The organism is Agrococcus sp. TSP3-2-1, from assembly GCF_049897585.1.
Classification (GTDB): domain Bacteria; phylum Actinomycetota; class Actinomycetes; order Actinomycetales; family Microbacteriaceae; genus Agrococcus.
This window is the reverse complement of the sequence record NZ_JAFCWN010000004.1, coordinates 46,997-60,325: the sequence shown is the minus strand read 5'-3', so window position 1 is coordinate 60,325 and position 13,329 is coordinate 46,997. Positions and strand designations below refer to the sequence as shown.

17 protein-coding genes and 1 pseudogene are annotated in these 13,329 nt (G+C 72.4%); 12 read left to right on the top strand and 6 right to left on the bottom strand.

Annotated elements, in window-relative coordinates:
• The first annotated feature begins 49 nt into the window (after positions 1–49).
• The 4 genes from ACP7BI_RS07110 to thpR are packed head-to-tail and all read left to right on the top strand — an operon-like array spanning position 50 to position 1,866.
• Positions 50–496: an Hsp20/alpha crystallin family protein gene (locus tag ACP7BI_RS07110; RefSeq protein WP_425844684.1), complete on the top strand. Its 447-nt coding sequence runs from the start codon at positions 50–52 to the stop codon at positions 494–496.
• A complete protein-coding gene (locus ACP7BI_RS07105; protein WP_425844682.1) occupies positions 493–804 on the top strand; it encodes a biopolymer transporter Tol in 312 nt (103 codons plus the stop codon). Before ACP7BI_RS07110 ends, ACP7BI_RS07105 begins: the two co-directional genes overlap by 4 nt.
• 4 nt (positions 805–808) lie before the next feature.
• Positions 809–1,261 carry a GNAT family N-acetyltransferase gene (locus ACP7BI_RS07100; protein WP_425844681.1) on the top strand — a complete coding sequence of 151 codons (453 nt, stop codon included), beginning with the start codon at positions 809–811 and terminating at the stop codon, positions 1,259–1,261.
• Positions 1,262–1,314: 53 nt separating this feature from the next.
• Positions 1,315–1,866, top strand: coding sequence for an RNA 2',3'-cyclic phosphodiesterase (gene thpR, locus ACP7BI_RS07095; protein WP_425844680.1), 552 nt, complete (start codon positions 1,315–1,317; stop codon positions 1,864–1,866).
• Between the two features lie 3 nt (positions 1,867–1,869).
• Here the strand turns inward: thpR and ACP7BI_RS07090 are convergent, their stop codons facing one another.
• Positions 1,870–3,108: a saccharopine dehydrogenase family protein gene (locus ACP7BI_RS07090; RefSeq protein WP_425844679.1), complete on the bottom strand. Its 1,239-nt coding sequence runs from the start codon at positions 3,106–3,108 to the stop codon at positions 1,870–1,872.
• Between the two features lie 161 nt (positions 3,109–3,269).
• Here ACP7BI_RS07090 and ACP7BI_RS07085 point away from each other — a divergent pair, with 161 nt between their 5' ends.
• The 4 genes from ACP7BI_RS07085 to ACP7BI_RS07070 all read left to right on the top strand — a co-directional run bounded on the left by ACP7BI_RS07085 (position 3,270) and on the right by ACP7BI_RS07070 (position 7,087).
• Positions 3,270–4,799 (top strand): APC family permease, encoded by a 1,530-nt coding sequence (locus ACP7BI_RS07085; RefSeq protein WP_425844678.1) that lies wholly within the window; start codon positions 3,270–3,272, stop codon positions 4,797–4,799.
• Positions 4,796–5,212, top strand: coding sequence for a universal stress protein (locus ACP7BI_RS07080; protein ID WP_425844677.1), 417 nt, complete (start codon positions 4,796–4,798; stop codon positions 5,210–5,212). Before ACP7BI_RS07085 ends, ACP7BI_RS07080 begins: the two co-directional genes overlap by 4 nt.
• Positions 5,213–5,300: 88 nt before the next feature.
• Positions 5,301–6,641, top strand: a complete 1,341-nt coding sequence (locus ACP7BI_RS07075; RefSeq protein WP_425844675.1) for an aspartate aminotransferase family protein — start codon at positions 5,301–5,303, stop codon at positions 6,639–6,641.
• On the top strand, positions 6,626–7,087 hold the full coding sequence (locus tag ACP7BI_RS07070; RefSeq protein WP_425844673.1) for an Lrp/AsnC family transcriptional regulator: 462 nt from the start codon (positions 6,626–6,628) through the stop codon (positions 7,085–7,087). Before ACP7BI_RS07075 ends, ACP7BI_RS07070 begins: the two co-directional genes overlap by 16 nt.
• A gap of 21 nt (positions 7,088–7,108) precedes the next feature.
• On the opposite strand, the gene ACP7BI_RS07065 is transcribed toward ACP7BI_RS07070, so the two are convergent.
• The gene (locus ACP7BI_RS07065; RefSeq protein ID WP_425844672.1) at positions 7,109–7,426 is read right to left on the bottom strand and encodes a hypothetical protein; all 318 of its coding nucleotides are present in this window, start codon (positions 7,424–7,426) and stop codon (positions 7,109–7,111) included.
• Between the two features lie 130 nt (positions 7,427–7,556).
• Between ACP7BI_RS07065 and ACP7BI_RS07060 the strand changes: the two genes are divergently transcribed.
• Positions 7,557–8,168: a dihydrofolate reductase family protein gene (locus ACP7BI_RS07060; RefSeq protein WP_425844670.1), complete on the top strand. Its 612-nt coding sequence runs from the start codon at positions 7,557–7,559 to the stop codon at positions 8,166–8,168.
• Here ACP7BI_RS07060 and ACP7BI_RS07055 read toward each other — a convergent pair.
• From ACP7BI_RS07055 to ACP7BI_RS07045, 3 genes are all read right to left on the bottom strand, one after another.
• Positions 8,160–8,429 (bottom strand): DUF3072 domain-containing protein, encoded by a 270-nt coding sequence (locus ACP7BI_RS07055; protein ID WP_425844669.1) that lies wholly within the window; start codon positions 8,427–8,429, stop codon positions 8,160–8,162. The genes ACP7BI_RS07060 and ACP7BI_RS07055 overlap by 9 nt on opposite strands.
• A gap of 228 nt (positions 8,430–8,657) precedes the next feature.
• Positions 8,658–9,248: a hypothetical protein gene (locus tag ACP7BI_RS07050; protein WP_425844668.1), complete on the bottom strand. Its 591-nt coding sequence runs from the start codon at positions 9,246–9,248 to the stop codon at positions 8,658–8,660.
• Positions 9,249–9,263: 15 nt separating this feature from the next.
• Positions 9,264–10,943, bottom strand: coding sequence for an ABC-F family ATP-binding cassette domain-containing protein (locus tag ACP7BI_RS07045; RefSeq protein WP_425844667.1), 1,680 nt, complete (start codon positions 10,941–10,943; stop codon positions 9,264–9,266).
• Between the two features lie 94 nt (positions 10,944–11,037).
• Between ACP7BI_RS07045 and ACP7BI_RS07040 the strand changes: the two genes are divergently transcribed.
• On the top strand, positions 11,038–11,616 hold the full coding sequence (locus ACP7BI_RS07040; protein WP_425844666.1) for a hypothetical protein: 579 nt from the start codon (positions 11,038–11,040) through the stop codon (positions 11,614–11,616).
• 25 nt (positions 11,617–11,641) lie between these two features.
• On the opposite strand, the pseudogene ACP7BI_RS07035 reads toward ACP7BI_RS07040, so the two are convergent.
• A pseudogene (locus ACP7BI_RS07035) lies at positions 11,642–12,214 on the bottom strand (GyrI-like domain-containing protein); the annotation flags it as partial.
• A 146-nt stretch (positions 12,215–12,360) separates the two neighbouring features.
• On the opposite strand from ACP7BI_RS07035, the gene arfB reads away from it, so the two are divergent.
• Entirely contained in the window at positions 12,361–12,801 is a 441-nt protein-coding gene (gene arfB / locus ACP7BI_RS07030; RefSeq protein WP_425844665.1) for an alternative ribosome rescue aminoacyl-tRNA hydrolase ArfB, read from the top strand.
• 67 nt (positions 12,802–12,868) lie between these two features.
• Positions 12,869–13,219 (top strand): TraR/DksA family transcriptional regulator, encoded by a 351-nt coding sequence (locus ACP7BI_RS07025; protein ID WP_425844663.1) that lies wholly within the window; start codon positions 12,869–12,871, stop codon positions 13,217–13,219.
• The last annotated feature ends 110 nt before the right edge of the window (positions 13,220–13,329 follow it).

Genomic DNA, 13,329 nt, shown 5'->3' with positions numbered 1-13,329 from the left:
AAGCGGAGTAGACACGAGGCACGCGACCGACGCGACGGAGGGAGCAGCCATGAGCACGGAAGCCGCGCGCAAGTACCCGGTGTTCCCGCCGTTCACGGAGTGGGTGGATGCGTTCGCCCTGCTGGGCGGGTGGGATGGCCGCGGTCCCCTGCCGGGCATCCGCGTCGAGGAGCTCGTGCACGACGACGAGTTCATCGTGCATGCGGAGCTGCCGGGGCTCGACCCCGAGCGCGACATCGACGTGAGCGTCGCGCACGGCACGCTGACGATCCACGCCGAGCGGCATCCCGACAAGCGCGAGAAGCAGCGCTCGGAGTTCCGCTATGGCGCGCTCGCCCGCGCGGTGCGCCTGCCGCAGGGGGCGAACGACGACGACATCACCGCCGTCTACGAGGACGGCGTGCTCACCGTGCGCGTCGGGCTCGATCCGGTGCCGACGAAGGCGCGGCACATCCCGATCGAGCACCGCTCGACCGCTCGGCGCGGTCGCCGGTGACGGCGCCGGAGCGCACCGACGACGGCCGCTGGATCATCGTCGACGGCCGGCGGTGGCGCGCGGAGGATCCGTCGCTCGACCCCGACGTCGCGAAGCGGCTGCGCTCGCACCTCGGGCGTGCGCGCTCTGCCGTGCGGAGCGCGCCGGATGAGGCGAGCCGGAGGCGCGTGCGCGATAGCGTGCAGCTCGCGAAGGAGGGCCTCGGCGAGCGCGGCACCGCGTGGTGGGAGCTGACCGAGGCCGAGCGTGCCGACCGCGCGGCCGACCGGCTCTCGAGCCTCGACGAGCTCGCACCGCCGGAGCGATGACGGCATGGCGCGCGCGAGCACGAACGGGATCGTCGTGCATCCCGCGACGCACGACCGCTTCGACGACCTCGCGGCCATCATCGGCCCGAAGCGCCCCGACGCATCCGTCTGCTGGTGCCTCAGCCACCGCATCGACGCGAAGACGAGCACGTCGCTGCACGGCGTCGAGCGCGGCGCCTACGTCGAGCCGCTCACGCGCGAGCCGATCGCGCCGGGCGTGCTCGGCTACGACGGCGACGAAGTCGTCGGATGGGCGGCGCTCGCGCCGCGCGCGCAGCTGCCGTTCGCGCGCTCGCGGAGGATCCCGCACGTCGACGACCAGCCGGTCTGGTCGATCTGGTGCATCCGCGTGCGGCCGGGGCACCGCGGGCGCGGCATCTCGCACGCGGTGCTCGCAGGCGCCGTCTCGGGCGGGTTGCCGCGCGTCGTGATGCGCAAGCAGCTCGCTCCCCGCTGAAGGGGCCGATCGGCGCACACGCGATGCTCGGCCGAGCGCCCTACGGTGGGCGGATGGGTCGGCGGATGTTCGCGGCGGTCGTGCCGCCCGAGGACGTGCGGGAGGATCTCGCCGAGTTCCTCGACGTGCGCGAAGGGCTGCGCTGGACGCCGCCGGACCGCATGCATCTCACGCTCGCGTTCCTCGCCGACGTGCCGGAGCGCATCCTCGAGCCCCTCGAGGAGCGGCTCGCGAGCGCGGTGGCCGGCGCCCTGCCGTTCGAGTGCTCGCTCGCGGGCGCAGGCGCGTTCCCGCACCCCGATCGGCCGGCCGTGCTCTGGCTCGGCGTCGGCGAGGGCGGCGACGAGCTCGAGCGGCTCGCCCGCCGCGTGCGTGACGGCGCGAACGCCGCGGGCGCGCCGCCGGACGGCAAGCGCTTCACGCCGCACGTGACGCTCGCGCGCCCGCCGCGCGATCGCAGCGCCCTGCGCTGGCTGCGCGTGCTCGACACCTATCGCTCGCGCCGCTGGAGGGTCGACGAGGTAGAGCTCATCGATTCACAGCTGCTCGGCCAGGGCAGGCGGCCGCTGCACGAGACGGTCGCGCGGCTGCCGCTCGGCGGCTGAGCGTCACGCCTTCGCCGCGACCTCCATCTGGGCCCACGGCGAGCCGTACTCGCCGAGCAGGTCGAGGAACGGCTTGGGCGGCATCGTCTCCGGGCCGAGCACGCCGGCGCCCGACCACTCGCCGCGCGCGAGCAGCTCGAGCGCGATCACCGGGTTGATCGCCGTCTGCCAGACGACGCACTGGTGGCCGTACTCGGCCATCGACCACTCGTTGTCGACCACGTGGTAGAGGTACGTCGAGCGCGGCTGCCCGTCCTTGCCGGTGCCGCGCACCCACACGCCCGCGCACGTCTTGCCCGTCATGATCGGGCCGATCGTCGCCGGGTCGGGCAGCACCGCGGCGACGACGTCGCGCGGGCTCACCTCGACGCCACCGACCTTCACCTTGTCGGTGCGGTCGAGCCCGAGCGTGTTGAGGGTGCGCAGCACGCCGATGAACTCCTCGCCGAGCCCGTACTTGAAGGTGACGCGGTCGGCCTCGAGCCAGCGCGGCATCATGAGCACCTCCTCGTGCTCGACGTTGACGCACTCGACCGGCCCGATGCCCTCGGGGAAGTCGAACACCTCCGGCTCGCTGAACGGCTCGGTCGTGTACCAGCCGCCGTCGACCTCCTGCCGCGAGCGCTCCCAGATGACCGGCGGGTTGAGGCACTCCTCGATCGTCGTCCAGATCGAGAACGAGGGCGCGAAGATCTCGTTCCCGTGCTCGTCGTGCACCGCGAGGTTCGCGCCGTCGCGCGTGCCGAGCTCGTCGATGTGGTCGAAGAGCTCGTCGGCCGCGTAGCGGGCGAGCACGTTCGAGAGCCCCGGCTCGACGCCGATCCCGACGAGCGCGAGCCGCCCGGCCGCCTCCCACTCCCCCGACTTCGCGAACTGCTCGTCGCCGAGCTTGAGCCCGACCTTCCGGTACGGGTCCTCCGGGTGGCGCTTCGAGAGGCTCATCGCCATGTCGAGGTAGTCGGCGCCGGCGGCGAGCGCGCCGTCGAAGATCGGCATCACGAAGCGCGGATCGACCGCGTTCATCACGTGCGTGATGCGGTGCTCCCGGCAGAGCGCCGCGACGGACTCGGGGTCGGATGCGTCCACTTGCGCGGCCGTGAAGCGCGCGTCGGCCGCGGCGGCGCGCTCCGCGCGCGACGCGTCGTAGTCGGCGATCACGAGGGCCTCGAAGAAGTCGCGCCGGGCGGCGATCGCCGCGAACGCGCCGCCGACCCCTCCGGCTCCGATCAGCAGGATCCGCATGGACTCACCCCTCCGACCGGCGTCGCACACGGATGCCGGCTGGCCCAGACTGTAGCGCAGCGGCGACGGAATCAGTATCGTCTGGCAGCAGAAGCAGCGGATGCGTCACCCATGGCGGGTGATGACCACGGTATCCGCCGAAAGCGCGACGAGGAGCACCAGTGAGCGAAGACACCATCGCGGCGCGGCCGCCCGCTCCGCAGTCGGGGCTGAAGCCGAACGCCATCGGCTTCTTCGACGCCATGGTCATCGGCCTCGCGTCGACCTCCCCCGCCTACACGATCGCGGCGATCATCGGCGGGCTCGTGCTCTTCAGCGGCGTGCACGCCCCGGGCATCATGCTCGCGAGCTTCATCCCGATGCTGCTCATCGCATCCGCCTTCTACTACTTGAACACCGTCGACCAGGACTGCGGCACGACCTTCTCGTGGGTCACGCGAGCGATGGGACCGTGGCTCGGCTGGATCGGCGGCTGGGCGATCGCCATGACCGGCGTGCTCATCGTCGGCTCGCTCGCCGAGGTCGGCGTGCGCTACTCGCTGCTCACGTTCGGCCTCGAGGACGCCGCCTACGACCCGGTGCTCATCCGCGTGCTGACCGTCGTGCTCATCCTCGTGATGACGGCGATCTGCGTCTGGGGCACCGAGATCTCTGCCCGGCTGCAGAACGTGCTGATCGTCTTCCAGGTGCTCTCGCTCCTCGCGTTCGCGGTCGTCGCGTTCGCGCTCGTGTTCTCGGGCAACTCGCCGTTCGACTCGCTCACGCCGTCGTGGGAGTGGCTCAACCCCTTCGGCGGCGGCTGGGAGGGCGTGACCGCCGGCCTGCTGCTCGGCGTCTTCGCCTACTGGGGCTGGGAGTCGGCCGTCAACCTCACCGAGGAGACGACCAACTCGTCGCAAGCACCCGGCAAGGCCGCCATCTGGTCGACGATCGTGCTGCTCGCGACCTACCTCTCGGTGACGATCGCGGTCGTCGCGCTCGCCGGCGACGCGTTCCTCGCCGAGAACGCCGACGAGGAGGACGCGATCTTCCAGGTGCTCGCGAGCGAGACCATGGGCCCGTGGGCGTGGGTCGTGATGCTCTCGGTCGCCACCTCCGCGATCGCCTCGACCCAGACGACGATCATCCCCGCTTCGCGCACCGGCCTCAGCATGGCCCGTCGCGGCGCGCTGCCCAAGACCTTCGGGCACATCCACCCCCGCTTCCGCACCCCCGACGTCTCGACGTGGTGGGTCGCGGGCATCGCGATCGCCTACTACCTCGTCGTGGGCCTGCTGAGCGAGACGGCGCTGTGGGACACGCTCACGGCGCTCGGCCTCCTCATCGCCTTCTACTACGCGCTCACCGGCATCGCGTGCGCCGTCTACTTCCGCAAGCGGCTCACGCGCAGCGCCAAGAGCTTCCTGCTCATCGGCGTCGGGCCCGTACTCGGCTCGCTCATGCTCCTCTGGCTGCTCGTCGCCGCGATCATCGACTACGGCAACCCCGAGAACTCCTACACCGAGACGCCGTGGTTCGGCGTCGGCCCGCCCCTCGTGATCGGCGTGGGCATCTTCCTCACCGGCATCGTGCTCATGATCGTCTGGTACTTCCGCGACCGCCGCTTCTGGGCGGAGCGGCCGAGCACGGCCGAGCAGCCCATCGTGCGCATCGACGCGACGACGGGCCGCAGGGAGGGGACGGACGCATGACGATCGCGCTCGGCTACGACGAGTCGCCCGGCGCGCGCGCCGCGCTGCCCGTCGCGATCGACATCGCGCGCCGCTTCGGCGAGCGGCTCGTGATCGTCTACGGCACCGCGCCGCCCGGATCGCTCGGCGAGGAGGCGCGCAGCCACGAGGCGGCGCTGCGGCAAGCGGGCAACGAGGCCGCCGGCCACGCCCTCGCCGAGGCGAGGGCGGCGGGGGTGGATGCGGTGGTCGAGCTGGTCTCGGAGCGCCCGGCCCCTGCCCTCCTCGACGCCGCCGAGCGGCACGACGCGCGACTCATCGTCGTCGGCACGTGGGGCGAGAGCCCCATGCGCGGCGCGATCCTCGGCTCGACGCCGCACAAGCTGCTGCACCTGAGCACCCGCCCGGTGCTGTGCGTGCCCGCGCTCGAGTGACGCGACGCATCCGCTCCCCCGTCCCGACGCATCCGCTCACCCCGACCGACACCGACACCGACTCGACACCGACGAAGGACCGACACGCATGAGCACGCCCGCCGACCACCTGTGGATGCACTTCACCCGGATGGCGGACGCCGACCGGGCGCCCGTCATCGTGCGCGGGGAGGGCGCCTACATCTGGGACGACCGCGGCAAGCGCTACCTCGACGGGCTCGCCGGCCTGTTCGTCAACCAGCTCGGGCACGGCCGCGCCGACCTCGCGGCGGTCGCGGCGAAGCAAGCGGAGACGCTCGCCTTCTTCCCCGTCTGGTCGTACGCGCACCCGAGCGCGATCGAGCTCGCCGACAAGCTCGCGTCGCTCACGCCCGGCGACCTCAACCGAGTCTTCTTCACCTCCGGCGGCGGCGAGGCGGTCGAGAGCGCGTGGAAGCTCGCGAAGAACTACTTCCGCCTGACGGGCAAGCCGCAGAAGCACAAGGTCATCAGCCGCGCGATCGCCTACCACGGCACGACGCACGGGGCGCTGTCGATCACGGGGCTCCCGGGCCTCAAGCAGATGTTCGAGCCGCTCGTGCCCTCGACGTTCCGCGTGCCGAGCACGAACATCTACCGCGCGCCCGTGCACCGCGACGACCCCGAGGCGTTCGGCCGCTGGGCGGCCGACCAGATCGCGGTCGCGATCGAGCAGGAGGGGCCCGAGACGGTCGCGGCGGTCTTCCTCGAGCCGGTGCAGAACTCGGGCGGCTGCTTCCCGCCGCCGCCGGGCTACTTCCAGCGCGTGCGCGAGATCTGCGATCAGTACGACGTGCTGCTCGTCTCGGACGAGGTGATCTGCGCGTTCGGCCGGCTCGGCACGATGTTCGGCGCCGAGCGCTACGGCTACCAGCCCGACATCATCACGTGCGCGAAGGGGCTCACGTCTGGCTACGCGCCGCTCGGCGCGATGATCGCGAGCGACCGGCTCTTCGAGCCCTTCGCCGAGCCGGGCGCGATGTTCGCGCACGGCTACACGTTCGGCGGCCACCCGGTCGCGACCGCGGTCGGCCTCGCGAACCTCGAGGCGTTCGAGCGCGAGGGCGTGCTCGAGCACGTGCGGGCGAACGAGGGCGCGTTCCGCGCGACGCTCGAAGGCCTCACCGACCTGCCCATCGTCGGCGACGTGCGCGGCGACGGCTACTTCTACGGCATCGAGCTCGTGAAGGACAAGGAGTCGCGCGAGACCTTCGACGACGACGAGGCGGAGCGGCTGCTGCGCGGCTTCCTCTCGACGGCGCTGTTCGACGCCGGGCTCTACTGCCGGGCCGACGACCGCGGCGACCCCGTCATCCAGCTCTCTCCCCCGCTCATCTGCGATCGGTCGCACTTCGACGAGATGGGGCAGATCCTGCGGAGCGTGCTCTCGGAGGCGTGGTCGCACCTGTGAGCCTGCCCGACAGCCACGACAAGGCGATCATCGCCGAGCTGCAGCGCGACGGCCGTGCCTCGTACGCGGCGATCGGGCACGCCGTCGGCCTGAGCGAGACCGCGGTGCGCAACCGCGTGAAGCGGTTGACGGATGCGGGGGTCATGCAGATCGTGGCCGTCACCGACCCGATGCAGCTCGGCTTCGCGCGCCAGGCGATGATCGGCATCCGCGCCTCCGGCGCGCTCGAGCCGGTCGCGGAGGCGCTCGCGGCGCTGCCGGAGGTCGACTACGTCGTCATCACGGCGGGCAGCTACGACGTGCTGGCCGAGGTCGTGTGCGAGAGCGACGCCCACTTGCTCGATCTCGTCTCCAACCGCATCCGACAGATCGACGGCGTGCGCGAGACCGACACGCTCATGTACTTGAAGCTGCAGCAGCAGACGTACGCGTGGGGCGTGCGCTGAGGCGCAGTGCCCGGCGCTGCGTCAGGCGCGCTGCAGGTAGTGCCGCACGCGGTCGTCGCGCTCGACCAGGTAGCGGTCGTCCTCCGGGTAGTAGACGGCGCGCTCTGGGTCGTCGCTCGCGAACGCGATGACCGCCGCCATCGACTCCCAGCGCGAGACGGTCGTGATCTCGGTGTGGCCGTCGCCGAGGTCGCGCGTGAGGATCCACGCGTCGAGGTTGCCGGGCGTCGAGCGGTAGGCCTCCATGCCGGTGCGCTCGACGTAGTCGACGTACTCCTCGCGGTCCTGCGTGCGCACGGCGCCGGTCCACACCCGCACGACCGGCTGCTGCTCGCTCATGCCGCGACGCTACTCCTCACGGCAGGATCGGGCAGTGCCAGGCGCGCTCGCGCCGCCCGACGCGTCCAGCCCTCGCTCGACTGCGATCGAGGGTGGTGCTCCGGGTTCCGGCACGGCAGGATGCGGCGCCATGGGGATCGTCAGCTGCGACATCGGCGTCTCGGTCGACGGCTTCGTCGCGGGGCCGTCGCAGAGCCGCGAGGAGCCGCTCGGCGTCGGCGGCGAGGACCTGCACCGCTGGATGTTCGAGGCGCCTGAGGAGAACCGCGAGGAGATCGACGCGATCCTCGGGCACGGCGCCTACATCATGGGCCGCAACATGTTCGGGCCGATCCGCGGGCGGTGGAACGAGCCGTGGGACGGCTGGTGGGGGCGGGAGCCGCCGTACCGCGCGCCGGTGTTCGTGCTCACCCACCACCCGCGGGAGCCGATCGGGATGGCGAGCGGCACGGTCTTCCACTTCGTCACCGACGGGGTCGAGGCGGCGTTCGCGCGAGCGCGCGAAGCGGCCGGCGAGCGCTCGATCTCGATCGCGGGCGGCGCGAGCACGGTCGACCAGTGCCTCGCGGCGGGACTCATCGACGAGCTGCGGCTGCACGTCGCGCCGATCGTGCTCGGGGCCGGCGAGCGGCTCTTCGTGCGCTCGGGCGATGTGCGGCTCGAGACGGTCTCGGCGCGCGCGAACCCGCTCGTCGCGCACGTCACCTACCGCGTCGTGCGCGACGCAGCTCGCTCAGGCTGAGCCGGTGCCGCTCTGCTGGTCGCGGAGGCGCTCGATGTGCTCCGACGCCTCGGCCTTCGTCAGGTCCGCGGGCAGCTCCTCGCCGGCCTGGCGCGCGAGCGTGTCGAGGTAGGAGCGCTGCGCCTCGGTCATCGGGTCGTCGCCGCTGACCCAGTCGGAGGGGTCCTTCTGCAGGTTGCCCTGCTGCGCGTCGCCGGTCGCGCCGATCGTCTCGCGCTCCTGGCCGGTCGCTCGCAGCTCGGGCATCGTCGCGTCGCTCATCGGTGTGTCCTCCTTCTCTGGCGGCGCCGCCGCTCGGCGGGCCGTGCGCGGCACTCTAGGCCGCGTGGCCGAGAGCGGGCTCCGCGCCATCTCGCCGCGCGTGCGCCGAGCGCAGCGGACCCCTTCCGCCGAACGGGACCCGATATGTCGGGTCCGACTGGGCGGAAGGGGTCCGGTTCAGCGGGTCAGTCGGCGATCTTCGCCACCAGACGGCCGACGACGGCGCCGTCAGCCGTCCCGTCGCTCGCGTAGCACTCCTCTCATGGCCTTTCGAGCTCGCTCGTATGCCGTGGCGCCGTCGATTCCCGCTGCCGGCACCCGGATGAGCCCCCAGCCGTGCTCCGGAGCCAGCAAGTCGCGCAGGAGGTCGTTGTACGCGCGCTGACGCCCGCGCGAGTACGCGCCGGGGAAGCCCTTGGCGACCTTCGAAGCGCGGTACGCATCCGCCTTCGCTGCCCAAGCAGCGCACAGCGATGCGTAGCTCGCGCGGTCGATCGTCGAGCGACCGTCCACGTGCTGCAGCGTCTGCAGACGGAACGATGTGAAGTGCTGGAACTCATCCACCTCCACCATCGTCCGCGTCGGCAGGTGGACGAGGTCGTTCGGCAGCGAGCGCAGCTGCTTCGCCGCCTGCGCGTCGGCATCGCCGCCGAGCGCTGCGAAGGCCGCCGCGAGCCGGTCGAGCACGCCCTCCGAGATCCCCCACACGGCAAGGTGTCCGCGGGTCGTCAGCCAAGGAACGCGCGGCATGGGCACGAGCTCGATCCCGTCAGCCGCGGCCGCGGCCGCGACGGCTCGTTCGACGTCTCCGACCGGCATGTGCCGCCCTTCCGCTCAGAGCTCAGCGACGCGTCCGGCTTCCACATGCCAGCGACGGTCGACGCGCACGGATTCCAGCATCCGCCGGTCGTGCGTCACGAGCAAGAGCGTGCCATCGTAGGTCTCGAGCGCCTGCTCGAGCTGCTCGATCGCGGGCAGGTCGAGGTGATTGGTCGGCTCGTCGAGCACGAGCAGGTTGACGCCGCGCGCCTGCAGCAGCGCCATCGCGGCGCGCGTGCGCTCGCCGGGCGAGAGCTCGTCGACGGGACGTCCGACGTGGTCGGCGCGCAGCCCGAACTTCGCGAGCAGGGTGCGCACCTCGCCCGACGCCAGCTCCGGCACGAGCGACTCGAACGCATCCGCCAGTGGTCGCGAGCCCGCGAGCAGCGAGCGCGCCTGGTCGATCTCGCCCACCTGCACGCTCGAGCCGAGGCTCGCCGATCCCTCGTCGGGCTCCCGGCGGCCGAGCAGCGCGCGCAGCAGCGTCGACTTGCCGGCGCCGTTCGGCCCCGTGATGCCGATCCGCTCCCCCGCGTTCACCTGCAGCGACACGGGCCCGAGCGTGAACGCGCCCTGCCGCACGACCGCGCCGTTGAGGGTCGCGACGACCGTGCTCGAGCGCGGCGCAGCGCCGATCTCGAACTGCAGCTGCCACTCCTTGCGCGGCTCCTCGACCTCCTCGAGCCGCGCGATGCGGCTCTCCATCTGCCGCACCTTCTGCGCTTGCTTCTCGCTCGACTCCGTCATCGCGCGGCGGCGGTTCTTGTCGTTGTCGGGCGCCTTCTTCATGGCGTTGCGCACGCCCTGGCTCGACCACTCGCGCGTCCGGCGCGCGCGGGCGACGAGGTCGGCCTTCTGGTCGGCGAACTCCTCGTACTGCTCCCGGGCGTGCCGGCGGAGCGTCGCCCGCTCCTCGAGGTACGAGTCGTAGCCGCCGCCGTAGATGCGGTTCGACGACTGCGCGAGGTCGAGCTCGAGCACGCGCGTGACGCAGCGCGCGAGGAACTCGCGATCGTGGCTCACGAGCACGACGCCGCCGCGCAGCCCCCGCACGAACGACTCGAGCCGCTCGAGCCCATCGAGGTCGAGGTCGTTCGTCGGCTCGTCGAGCAGCACGATGTCGAAGCGGCTCAGCAGCAGCGCCGCGAGCCCGACGCGCGCCGCCTGCCCGCCGGAGAGCGAGGTCATGAGTGCCTGCTCGATCGGCTGGCCCTCGAGCTCGAGGCCGAGGTCTGCGAGCACGATCGGCGTGCGCTCCTCGAGATCGGCCGCGCCGCTCGCGAGCCAGCGTTCGAGGGCGGATGCGTAGGTGTCGGCCGGGTCGGTACCGGCCGGCGCGAGCGAGGGGTCACCCGAAGAGGGATGGGCCAGCGCCTCCGCGGCAGCGTCCATCTCGCGCGTCGCGGCTGCGCAGCCGGTGCGGCGCGCGATGTAGTCGACGACGGTCTCGCCCGGGACCCGCTCGTGCTCCTGCGGCAGCCAGCCGACGAAAGCGTCGGCCGGCGCGAGCGACACGGTGCCGGCCTGCGGCTCGTCGACGCCCGCGAGGATCCGCAGCAGCGTCGACTTCCCCGCGCCGTTGGCCCCGACCACGCCGACGACATCGCCGGGTGCGACGGTGAGGTCGAGGGAGTCGAAGAGCGTGCGGTGGCCGTGGCCGCCGGCCAGCCCCTGCGCGACGAGGGTTGCGGTCATCCCGCCATCCTCCCAGCCGCAGGTACCCGGCGCTCGTCCACAGGCACCGCCGGTGCTCGCTCCTGCGCTCGTGGAACCCGGCACAGTGCCGGACATGACGAACATCACGCGCGACGACCTCGTCGCACACCTGCCAGGCGATCCGCTGCCGCGACGCCACGGCAAGCCGTGGACGGAGGAGGACTACCGCGCGGTCATGCGCGCGATCCGCGACGGCGGCTCGCTCGACGAGATCGCCGCTCGCGTCGGTCGCACCGAGCAGGGCCTGCGAGGCCAGCTGCACCGCATGCTGCCCGCCGACGAGCGGCACCTGGCCGCCGACCTCGTGCTGCCGCGGCTGCGCCAGCTCGACGCGAACGGCGACTACGACTGGCTCGCGGCACTCGCGCAGCGCCTCCCATCGCCGTGGGAGGCGCAGCGCGAGGCGGAGGCGGCGCGCGCCGAGCGAGGCATCCCAGCGCTGGAGGATGCCGAGCTCCTGGCGCTGGCGTTCGCGGTCGCCGTCGCCAGGAGCGCCGACATGGAGCTCGCAGCGGTCCGTCGGCAGCTCGGTCGCGAGCTGCTCAGGCGCGGCATCGACGCTCGATTCCGCCAACGCGTCGCGGCCGAGATCGACGCCGCGAGCGACCTGCTGGGTGACGGTGATCCGTACGGATGGCCGGAGCGCTACTGATCCGCAGCAGTGCGGCGCGGCGGTGTCACACCGCCTCGATCGGCAGCCAGTACTCGCACGTCGCGTGCGACTGGGTGAGCTCGAGGTACCGCAGGATCGATGGGCCGGGGCGCAGCCGCCACGGGTTCGACGGGAACCAGTCGGTCGCGGTCGCGGCCATCATCGACTGCAGCGCGTCGGGGAACGGTCCGCTCGAGCGGAAGACCGCCCACGTGCCGGCGTCCACCCGCACGACGTCGAGGTCGCCGGAAACCTCGGAGCCGGCTCCCATCGCGACGCCGTGCAGGTAGGTCAGTGGCGAGCCTTCCGGCGCGTCGGGCTCGATGTCCGCCATGACGGCGAGGATCCCGCCTGGCTCGGCGTCGCCGAGACCCTTGAGCCGCACGTGCTCCTCGGGCGGGAGCGAGGCGATGTGCGCCTGGATGTGCGGGTTCACCCCGCGATGGATGAGTGGCACTTCGACCGCGTGGCCGACGAGGGCCAGGGCGGCGCTGTCGACGATGGTGACGTCCATGGGGGTGCTCCCTTCGACGCTCAGGCGGAACCTGAGCATGGGTTGTGTGCTGAGCGGACCACCGCTGCGACGCGCCTCCGCCGGCTCAGCGTGCCGATCCTGGTCCTCCTTCCGCACTCCATCGTGATCGCGAGCCCGACAGCGCACCCGCTGATCGGTGCCCGGCTCGATCGTCGATCGCGACAGTGGTCGCGCGGGCACGTCGACGAGCGACCGGGCACACTCGAGGCATGGACGATCTGCTCGTGCCGCCCGGCCCCGGCGCCCCGCGTGGCCTGCGCGTGCCCGCGACCGAGCTCGTCGAGCAGTTCTCCCGGTCGTCGGGCCCCGGCGGGCAGGGTGTCAACTCCGCCGACTCCCGCGTGCAGCTGAGCCTCGACCTCGGGGCGACCACGGCACTCGACGACGATCAGCGCCGCCGGGCGCTCGACCGCCTCGCGCCGCGCCTCGCGGGCACGGTGCTCACCATCAGCGCCTCGGAGCATCGCTCGCAGCTCGACAACCGCGTGGCTGCCAGGCGCCGCCTCGCGGACCTGCTCCGCGACGCCGTCGTGCCGCAGCGGGCGCGCCGCGCGACCCGCCCGACGCGCGGCTCCCAGCGGCGCCGGGTCGAGGCGAAGCTGCGGCGATCCGCGACCAAGCAGAACCGCCGCCCTCCCCGCCCCGAGTGACACGCCGGGATGTCAGCGGCCACGGCTAGCCTGGCCCGACGACCCGGTCTGGAGGAGGGGATCCCGCATGCAGCCATCGCGCGCCGACAGCATCGCTGAGCGCCGCCGCGAGGTGCTCGCGCGGCTCGAGGAGGTCGAGCGCGAGCTCGTGGAGCTGCGACGGATGCGGGAGGGATTGAACGACGACGACGAGCACGACCCCGACGGCGTCTCCCTCTCCTCCGAGTGGTCGCGACTCGAAGGGCTCCGGCAGACGCAGCGCGAGGCACTGGCCGCGATCGACGAAGCGAGCGCCCGGCACGAGCGAGGCGAGGACTCGCTGTGCAGTGTCTGCGGCGAGCCGATCGCGCCCGAGCGGCTCGAGGCGCGACCCCAGGCGACGACGTGCATCGACTGCGCTCGCCGCCTCGAGGCCTGAGCGCGCGACTCGCGCTCGCGCTGGGGCCGCGCAAAGCAGCGGGTTGTAGCCTGTCTCCGTGCGACGCAACGCGAGCCGGGAGGCCCCCGACGGTCATAGTCCGAACGCCC